Source organism: Bathymodiolus platifrons methanotrophic gill symbiont (assembly GCF_002189065.1).
In the GTDB taxonomy this organism is placed as follows: domain Bacteria; phylum Pseudomonadota; class Gammaproteobacteria; order Methylococcales; family Methylomonadaceae; genus Methyloprofundus.
Genome location: NZ_BDMN01000246.1, coordinates 1 through 8,866, shown reverse-complemented (window position 1 = coordinate 8,866; position 8,866 = coordinate 1). Strand labels below are relative to the sequence as shown.

Here is an 8,866-nt window from a genome sequence, read left to right as displayed (position 1 = left end):
AACCAACGGATACGTTATAGGGTGTATTTATGTATGAAGTGTAGCCTTGGTGATTGATTGCTTTGGTCGTTTAGAATATCTTATGTACTCAAATATGAAAAAGAAAATGTAATGATTGATAAACAGGTAAAATGCCCTTATCTTAAGAGAGTGATAATTGAATATTATAAGGTTCGAGTTTATTCGTAGCCTCTATATAATAGTGTGAGTTTGTTAAATTGGTAGCAATAACGAGATTACTTATATAATGAAAACAAAGAAAATAGGATTTATCGGTGGCGGTAATATGGCAAACAGCTTAATTAGCGGTTTAATTGCCAGTGGACACTCAGCTCAACAAATCTGGGTTGCAGATTCAGATCAAGAGAAGCTATCTAGCCTGGCTACGAGTATGCATATTAATACATCGGCAACTAATGATGCTCTTATAGCTGAAGTTGATGTGGTGGTATTAGCTGTTAAACCTCAGGCGATTGCAGCAGTCATTAAGAGTTCGATTGGTAGTTTTAATAAAGCAAATGTTTTGCTGGTTTCAATTGCTGCGGGTATTAATCAGGCAAGTTTAAGTAAATGGCTAGGAGCAGATAAAGCTATTGTTCGTTGTATGCCTAATACACCTGCATTAGTGCAAACGGGTGCAACAGGTTTACATGCTAATAAGAATGTGACTGAAGAACAGCATGACCTAGCTGAAAATATTATGCGTTCAGTGGGGATTTCTGTCTGGGTGGAAAATGAAAGTGAGTTAGATGCGGTCACAGCTGTTTCTGGTAGTGGTCCTGCTTATTTCTTCTTGCTGATGGAAGCGATGGAAAAATCAGCATTAGAATTGGGCTTATCACGGCATACTGCTCAGTTATTAATTGAACAAACTGCCTTGGGTGCTGCAAGAATAGCACTGGAATCGACAGAATCACCAGAAGAACTTAGACATCGTGTAACCTCTCCGGGTGGGACAACAGAACAAGCGATTATTACATTTGAACAGGGTGGTTTTACAGAGCTAGTTAGAAACGCTTTACAGGCTGCTAATGATCGATCCATCTCATTATCTAAAGAATTGGGAGCAGAATAATGGGTTCAACTTATTTGAGTGATCCAATCATTTTTTTACTGGATACAGTCTTTTCTTTTTATATTTTAGCGGTTGTTTTACGTTTTCTATTACAGTTAGTAGGAGGTGATTTTTATAATCCTATTTCCCAATTTCTAGTGAAAATAACCCATCCGCCTTTACGTGTATTACGTCGTTATGTTCCAGCTGTAGGAAAAGTAGATACTTCGTCTATCGTTTTTGTGCTTGCTTTGCAAATGTTTTCCGACATCATCACGCTGACATTAAAAGGCATCCCGTTTAGTTTTGCTGCACTGATTTTATTATCTGTTAGCCAGTTAATTTCATTATTAATTAATGTGTTTGTGTTTGCTGTTTTTGCACGCGCACTTTTAAGCTGGATAAACCCGGGTACTTTTAACGCCGCTTCCAATTTGTTATACAGCATAACTGAGCCATTATTAGTTTCTTGTAGACGAATGGTGCCTGATATCGGTGGTATAGATTTATCACCTCTTATTGTTTTAGTAGGTTTACAATTAGCTAAAATGTTAATCATCCCACCTCTACAGCAGTTAATCTCTCTTGTGGGATAACGTTGTTATCAGATTCATTAACTACTATTTGTTATGATTTATTTCCGTCCTATTTTATATATAACTATGCTTGCCGGGGTGATTGCATTGCAGTCACCGGTGCATGCAAAAATGTATCGCTGGGTAGGTAAAGATGGGCGTATATTTTATTCTGATAGAATTCCCCCCAGTCAATCCAGGCTGGAGCGTAATGTGTTAAATGAGCAAGGGCGTGTTGTTGAGGTAGTTAGAGCGGCTAAAACTCAGGAACAAATTGCTCTGGAAAAAAGGCTAAAGATCTTAAGGACTGAGCAGGAAAAGATTATAGTCAGACAGAAATCAAACGATAAAGTATTATTAAGCACCTTTCGAAATGTCGATGATTTACGTTTAACATTAAATGGCAAGTTACTTGCAGTGGATGCGCAGAAGCGTGTTTATGAAAAAACCGTAGAAATTTTAAGAGAAAATTTAGACAGTGCACGCAAAAGAGCAGCACATGCGGAAAGAAGTGGAAAAAAAGTTCCGGTAGCAGTTTTAAAACAAATCGATAAAATAGAAAACAATATTAAAACGACTCAACTGAATATAAATAAAGTACTGGAAAAAAGAAAGGGAATAGAAACAAAATTTGATAAAGAAATTGAACGCTTTCTCTTTTTAACTACCAGCAATAAAGCAAACGCAAAAAAAGTAAGTGATAAAATGGCAGAATTAAAAGCTGCTGATACTCTAGGTTTATATCATTGTAAGGATGAAAAAGACTGCCAGTTAGCCCGGGAAGAAGCTACGCAGTTTGTTATTTTAAATTCTACGACAGGGATTAATTTTAATACCGAAACTCTGGTTATGGGCAATGACCCAATTAAAGAAACGGGTATCAGTCTGTCAGTATCCAGGTCTAAGCGCGAAAATAATAAAGTCAGTATATTTTTAGATGTACGCTGCCATAATTCCACTATAGGTACCGAGTTGTGTCAAGGTCAGAAAGTAGACATGATACGCCGTTCTTTTAAACCTTATATCGAAACTGCCTTAAAAAAATAAATCTTCTGTAAACCTTGCTTTCAAAGTACAAATAAGTATCTCTGCAAAATTTATTTAACCTTTTTAGAAAATACCTTGGTAATGCTAATAGACATGTAGAGCGGACTTTAGTCCGCTTTACATTGATGCCTTATTTTAGTTAAATTAATTTACCTTGGGTACTTATAGGTTTAAGCCTGGAAACCAGGATTTTGATCAAATTCAAAACATTCTTAACTGTGTTATCGAGGTGCAAAAGGTATAATGACAAGCTATTTTTTAACTTCTATCTGGTAACTGTTTAGACCTTCTCATTAAGCATTATTTCCCTGTGAGTTAGGGTTTATTAAAGGGCTAAAAACCAGTAGATATCTGTACAATTACCCTATTTGTTATGCACTCTATTTCCGATATAACTTTTGTTGGCGGTGGTATTACTGCCTTGTTAAGTGCGCGTTTGTTTTCTTTAGCTGGAGCAAATGTAACTATTATAGACAGACAGGAAATTGGCAAGGAATCATCCTGGGCGGGTGGAGGGATTTTATTACCCCTATACCCCTGGCGTCAGCCGGATGCTATTAGTCAACTGGTTATTCCTAGTATTGCGGCTTATCCTGAGTTAGCACAAACATTGATTGAGTCTACGGGCATAGATCCTGAGTATATTGTTAGTGGTTTATTAATGCCCCAGCTTGCTGATATAGATAAAGCCCTGCATTGGTGCCATAAGCATTCTATAAATCCCTCTCCAGTAAGTATTGAGCAACAAAACGATTTTCTGCTTAATAATCAGTCTTTATATCTTGATAAAATTGCTCAGGTAAGAAATCCATGTTTACTTAAATCACTTAAGCAGGATTTATTGCAGCGTGGTGTGAAGATTGTAGAGCACTGTGCAATAGAAAAAATCAGTATAACTAATCAGCAGATTACTCAAATAGCTAGTGTATCGGAAACTTTCCCGGTTAATTCTGTTGTTATTACTGCGGGGGCATGGAGTGGCCATTTATGGAGACAAATATTTCCTGATTCGAAAGATATGCACGTTGATGTCTTTCCTGTGAAAGGACAAATGTTGATATTCGATACGCCAGTAGACACTTTAGATACCATGGTCCTGGAAAATGACCGGTATTTAATACCTAGGCGCGATGGAAAAATTTTATGTGGTAGCACGGTAGAGTATGCTGACTTTGATAAAACAACATCGGAGCAGGCACAACAATCTCTAGTGGCATTTGCCAGGCAATTATTTCCTGCTTTAGAGTCGGCGCCCGTTCTTCATCACTGGGCTGGTTTACGCCCAGGTACTCAGCATGGCATTCCTTATATTGATAAGCATCCTGAGATTAATAATCTAGCGATCAGTGCAGGACATTTTAGAAACGGGTTTGCGATGGGTCCGGCTTCAGCACAATTACTTTATGAAATGATGACGAATCAGGCAACTACCTTAGATTCCTCACCATATCAATTATCAGCTAAACATTAAAGTTTAAACCTTATGAATTATTATCCTTATATAAAGCCCTTACTTTTAAAGTTAGATGCTGAAACAGCCCATTATCTAACTTTAAAAGGTTTAAAACTTTCACATAATATAGGCCTGGATAAATTACTAAATCCGGCGATGATTGAAAATCCTGTGTCGCTTATGGGCCTAAATTTTCAAAACCCGGTTGGCCTGGCTGCTGGTTTAGATAAAAATGGCGACTATATTGATGCTCTATCGGGTCTTGGTTTTGGTTTTATAGAAATAGGTACAGTTACTCCACGTCCACAGCCTGGAAATCCCAAACCACGTTTATTTAGACTGGCTGAACATCAGGCTATTATTAATCGTATGGGCTTTAATAATCAAGGTGTTGATTATTTACTAAAGCGGGTAGAGGTTTGTCAGTATAAAGGCGTGCTAGGTATTAATATTGGTAAAAATTTTGATACACCGATTGATAAAGCAACAGAAGATTATCTAATCTGTTTACGTAAAGCCTACTTAGCTGCTAGCTATATAACGATAAATATTTCTTCGCCAAACACGAAAAATCTGCGTCAATTGCAGCAAGGTGATGTAATTAAAAAGTTACTGTCTGCTTTAAAGGAAGAACAATTAAAGCTACAAGAGAAATATAATAAATATACACCTATTGTAGTAAAAATAGCACCTGATCTCAGTGATGAGGAAATTCAGCATATTGCCGGGCTATTCATAGAGTATTCTATTGATGGTGTGATTGCCACGAATACCACTATCGAGCGAGATGCTGTACAAGGTAATCCTTTGGCGGGTGAAATAGGTGGATTGAGTGGAACACCTGTTAAACAAAAATCAACTTATGTGGTAGCGTGTTTAGCGGATGAATTGCAAAGCAAGATACCCATTATTGCTGCGGGTGGGATAATGAATGCTGTTGATGCACAAGAGAAACTAGATGCAGGAGCGAGTTTAGTTCAGGTATACAGCGGCTTGATTTATCAAGGTCCTGAATTAGTACACCAGATTATGCAGGGCCTGTCTAATAGCTGATTTAAAAAGAAGTAGGAGGAACTTTAGGGGAAATGGAAAAATTAAATCATCCAAAATTAGACGACTTATTTAACGCGGAATAAGCTTTGTGTGGGGTATGGCATCGCATACCTCTAGGCTGCAGGTAAATAATTTCCATAAATTCTGGGCAGTCAGAAATTCTCGGAAGCGGGATCTTTAGTCCCGCATGCCTGGACGGGACTAAAGATCCCGCTTCCGAATATTGCTTGAAAATTTCAGAGAAACTATAGCAGCTCTGAAAGGTATGCGATGCGTAACCTATTGCAATTTTTCCTGTTAAGTGGATAGTCAAAATTATCCACAAAGATTATTGAATCTAGCTTATTAACGTTTAAAAATTGGACGGTTATTTATTTCCAGATGCCTTAGTTTAATTCCACTGAATAATCACCAAATGGGCGACGGAAGGCAAAATGATAAGGGGTAACTACGAAATTATCCCATGTCATTTTAAAAGCATCGTGTGGCTCTGGTATGCTGGCTAGTCCAGAGAATGGTGATGCAACAATAAACATTGCTAATCCTGTCACACTGCCAACCACTGCTACGGGGCGAATAATTATTTCTGATAGGTAATCTTTGGCAGTTGGTGAAGAATCATCAGTCTCTGTCGTGTCATCTTCGATTTGTGATTGGTTCTTATCAACTTCTTTTACTGGCTCAGGTTCGCTAGCGCTAACTCCCTCTTCAATTGGGTGTGTAATGGTATGGTCAACAACATCTTCAGCAAAAGCTGATTGTTGTGATAGACAAAGACATGCTGCTATAAAAACACAAGTCCTGATTTTTTGCATTTTATTCTCCTGATTTTCTGGTTTCATTATACTACGAGGCATTGTAATCTTATTGGCATAAAATCTGTAAAAGTGGGTGCCTGAATTTACACCTTTCAAAAAAATACTGAAAATTTATAAATGGATTAGAATATTTTTTTATAATTTTGCTCAATGGATATAAAGGTTTTATCAGTACCAATGAATTCAGGCGATGTGAATTTGTTAAACCCTATGGATATATTATGATTAATTGGATCAATATTCAGTGATATTAAACAATAAGGAGCTTTTTCTACAGTTGTAGTGACAACGCCATTGTTTGTAATGGTTGAAGTGCGAAATGATACGATAGGATATTGAAGAGTGGTTATGCTGGTGCTTCTATCAGGAAATGGGGTAATTATATCTGGAATAAATTCCAGTGAAATGCGACTGCCTACCGGCAATTTAAGCACGTTACTGTCGAGTTGAAAAGTAAATGCAAATTCTTCAACTGGTGGGTTAATTGAAGAATACTTAAACTCATGTTCTGTAATGAGATCTAATTTATATAATAAATTTAAATTCCTGGATATGTTCACTAAAACATATTGATCATTGTTACGGTTAATAGTCAGATAATCTTTATCGTCACTTAAGGACTGATAGATACCTGTAATGTCAATATCCTGATCGGCGGCACTTGCTGATAAAGAAAAAAAATGAATGGCAAGTGAAAATATTGCAATGCTCAATAGTCTCATAAAGGATTACTCTTTGTAAGAGTAATTGAGAATTTTTTTTTGCATCACTTTCAGTTTTTATACTTAGGTAATTTATTAGCAAAACCCTTGAATATCCTTATATGAAACATTGACTGATCTTTTAACGTTTCATGGATTCAAAAAATTCATTATTCGTTCTAAAGTCTTTAAGTTTGCCAAGTATAAATTCAGAGGCAGCCATTTCATCCATAGGTTGTAAGATCTTGCGTAAAATCCAGGTTTTTTGCAGTGCTTCCGGGTCAACTAGATAGTCTTCACGGCGCGTACCAGAGCGGTTAATATTAATCGCAGGATAAATACGTCTCTCAGCAATTTTCCGATCCAGGTGTAATTCCATATTACCCGTTCCTTTGAATTCCTCGTAAATCACTTCATCCATACGTGATCCAGTATCAACCAGAGCGGTTGCGATAATGGTTAAACTACCACCTTCTTCAATATTACGTGCAGCTCCAAAGAAGCGCTTAGGCTTTTCTAATGCATTGGCATCGACACCACCAGATAATAACTTACCTGATGAAGGGGCAACCATATTATAGGCTCGAGCTAAACGTGTAAGAGAGTCTAACAGAATGACTACATCATGTTTATGTTCAACTAAGCGACGAGCTTTTTCAATGACCATTTCAGCAACTTGTACATGACGTGTTGCGGGTTCATCAAAAGTACTGGAAATAACTTCTCCACGAATACAACGCTGCATTTCCGTTACTTCTTCTGGACGCTCATCAATAAGCAATACGATCATGTAACATTCAGGGTTATTCTCTGCAATGGCATGTGCCAGGCTTTGCAGAATCATGGTTTTACCTGCCTTTGGAGGTGAAACGATTAGGCCACGTTGTCCTTTACCTATTGGAGAAATTAAATCAATTACTCTGCCTGTTAAATCTTCACTACTACCATCACCACGTTCCATAATAAAACGTTTGTTAGGGAATAGAGGTGTCAGGTTAGAGAATAGAATTTTATGTTTTGTATTTTCAGGAGCTTCAAAGTTGATTCTTTCAACCTTAAGCATTGCAAAATAACGTTCGTTGTCTTTGGGGGGTCTGATTTTTCCACTTATGGTGTCTCCAGTGCGTAAGCTAAAACGTCTGATTTGACTAGGAGAAACATAAATATCATCAGGGCCAGCTAAATAAGAACTGCCTGGTGTTCGTAAAAACCCAAAACCATCTTGTAGTATTTCTATGACACCATCACCGTAGATGTCTTCACCACTTTTGGCCTGTTTTTTTAGAATAGAAAAGATAACTTCTTGTTTTCTCGTTCGAGAAACATTTTCAATTCCCAGGTTTTCAGCAAGCGCAATAATTTCAGTGATTGGTTTTAATTTTAGTTCGGTAAGGTTCATACAAAGAAAGTTTAAAAAAAGATATGTGTGTGTCTGTGCTGAAAGAAAAAAATCAGCTTAGATTAGGATGTGGTTATTTTGATATGCAGAAGGTGCAGATGAGATTAGCACCAGATTTGTAGTATACGCATAAAACAGGGAAGTAACAAATAATTGTTGTTACTTCCTGCAAGAACTTTAATAAAGTTGAGTACTTTAAATGTTGCTATCGATAAATTGAGAAAGCTGTGATTTTGTTAATGCTCCAACTTTCGTAGCTTCAATATCGCCATCTTTAAATAACATCAGTGTTGGAATTCCACGTACACCATAATGAGATGGTGTGGCAGGATTATCATCTATGTTCAACTTTGCAACAGTGATTTTACCTGCATATTCTTGAGAAATTTCATCTAAAACTGGAGCGATCATTTTACAAGGACCACACCATTCAGCCCAGTAGTCAACTAAAACAGGTATACCGGCTTTTAAAACAAGCTCATCAAAATTACTATCTGTTACATGAAGGACTGAGTCACTCACGCTATTCTCCAAATTATTTATAAGGGGGTAATATCGCTTTATAGCCACATTTTGTCAATATTTTTTATGTAATCTGCTATTTAATTTTAAGCTGTTGTAGCAAGTACTTGCCATAGCTGGCGAGTAAAAGCATAGCGAAGTGCTACTGCAGTCATGCGAGTTGAATTATGGGTTGTGACATCATATTCATCAAGCAGCTCTTTCTCTGCCTTGTCTGGGTGAGAAATATCACCATGTAATACAA

Annotated in this window: 9 protein-coding genes; 5 read left to right on the top strand and 4 right to left on the bottom strand. The window is 37.1% G+C overall.

Translation table 11 applies throughout. The features are described 5' to 3' along the window. Window positions 1–247 precede the first annotated feature (247 nt). From proC to CDZ78_RS13865, 5 genes are all read left to right on the top strand, one after another. The gene (gene proC, locus CDZ78_RS13885) at window positions 248–1,075 is read left to right on the top strand and encodes a pyrroline-5-carboxylate reductase (protein ID WP_087870547.1); all 828 of its coding nucleotides are present in this window, start codon (window positions 248–250) and stop codon (window positions 1,073–1,075) included. Beyond that, window positions 1,075–1,650 (top strand): YggT family protein, encoded by a 576-nt coding sequence (locus tag CDZ78_RS13880; RefSeq protein WP_087870546.1) that lies wholly within the window; start codon window positions 1,075–1,077, stop codon window positions 1,648–1,650. The genes proC and CDZ78_RS13880 overlap by 1 nt, the downstream gene beginning before the upstream one ends. 33 nt (window positions 1,651–1,683) lie before the next feature. Continuing rightward, a complete protein-coding gene (locus tag CDZ78_RS13875; RefSeq protein WP_087870545.1) occupies window positions 1,684–2,676 on the top strand; it encodes a DUF4124 domain-containing protein in 993 nt (330 codons plus the stop codon). 373 nt (window positions 2,677–3,049) lie between these two features. Beyond that, entirely contained in the window at window positions 3,050–4,147 is a 1,098-nt protein-coding gene (locus CDZ78_RS13870; RefSeq protein WP_087870544.1) for an NAD(P)/FAD-dependent oxidoreductase, read from the top strand. Between the two features lie 12 nt (window positions 4,148–4,159). Further along, on the top strand, window positions 4,160–5,182 hold the full coding sequence (locus tag CDZ78_RS13865; protein WP_087870543.1) for a quinone-dependent dihydroorotate dehydrogenase: 1,023 nt from the start codon (window positions 4,160–4,162) through the stop codon (window positions 5,180–5,182). Window positions 5,183–5,568: 386 nt separating this feature from the next. Here CDZ78_RS13865 and CDZ78_RS13860 read toward each other — a convergent pair whose 3' ends face one another. The 4 genes from CDZ78_RS13860 to trxA all read right to left on the bottom strand — a co-directional run bounded on the left by CDZ78_RS13860 (window position 5,569) and on the right by trxA (window position 8,622). Next, window positions 5,569–5,997, bottom strand: coding sequence for a hypothetical protein (locus tag CDZ78_RS13860; RefSeq protein ID WP_087870542.1), 429 nt, complete (start codon window positions 5,995–5,997; stop codon window positions 5,569–5,571). Window positions 5,998–6,122: 125 nt separating this feature from the next. Further along, the gene (locus CDZ78_RS13855; protein ID WP_087870541.1) at window positions 6,123–6,722 is read right to left on the bottom strand and encodes a hypothetical protein; all 600 of its coding nucleotides are present in this window, start codon (window positions 6,720–6,722) and stop codon (window positions 6,123–6,125) included. A 121-nt stretch (window positions 6,723–6,843) separates the two neighbouring features. Next, the gene (gene rho, locus CDZ78_RS13850; RefSeq protein WP_087870540.1) at window positions 6,844–8,100 is read right to left on the bottom strand and encodes a transcription termination factor Rho; all 1,257 of its coding nucleotides are present in this window, start codon (window positions 8,098–8,100) and stop codon (window positions 6,844–6,846) included. 195 nt (window positions 8,101–8,295) lie between these two features. Then, on the bottom strand, window positions 8,296–8,622 hold the full coding sequence (gene trxA / locus CDZ78_RS13845) for a thioredoxin TrxA (protein ID WP_087870539.1): 327 nt from the start codon (window positions 8,620–8,622) through the stop codon (window positions 8,296–8,298). Between the last annotated feature and the right edge of the window lie 244 nt (window positions 8,623–8,866).

Excerpts from the sequence above, each read along its gene's own strand:
- proC (WP_087870547.1), top strand. The coding sequence starts at position 248 with ATGAAAACAAAGAAAATAGGATTTATCGGTGGCGGTAATATGGCAAAC.
- CDZ78_RS13880 (WP_087870546.1), top strand. The coding sequence starts at position 1,075 with ATGGGTTCAACTTATTTGAGTGATCCAATCATTTTTTTACTGGATACA.
- CDZ78_RS13875 (WP_087870545.1), top strand. The coding sequence starts at position 1,684 with ATGATTTATTTCCGTCCTATTTTATATATAACTATGCTTGCCGGGGTG.
- CDZ78_RS13870 (WP_087870544.1), top strand. The coding sequence starts at position 3,050 with ATGCACTCTATTTCCGATATAACTTTTGTTGGCGGTGGTATTACTGCC.
- CDZ78_RS13865 (WP_087870543.1), top strand. The coding sequence starts at position 4,160 with ATGAATTATTATCCTTATATAAAGCCCTTACTTTTAAAGTTAGATGCT.
- CDZ78_RS13860 (WP_087870542.1), bottom strand. The coding sequence starts at position 5,997 with ATGCAAAAAATCAGGACTTGTGTTTTTATAGCAGCATGTCTTTGTCTA.
- CDZ78_RS13855 (WP_087870541.1), bottom strand. The coding sequence starts at position 6,722 with ATGAGACTATTGAGCATTGCAATATTTTCACTTGCCATTCATTTTTTT.
- rho (WP_087870540.1), bottom strand. The coding sequence starts at position 8,100 with ATGAACCTTACCGAACTAAAATTAAAACCAATCACTGAAATTATTGCG.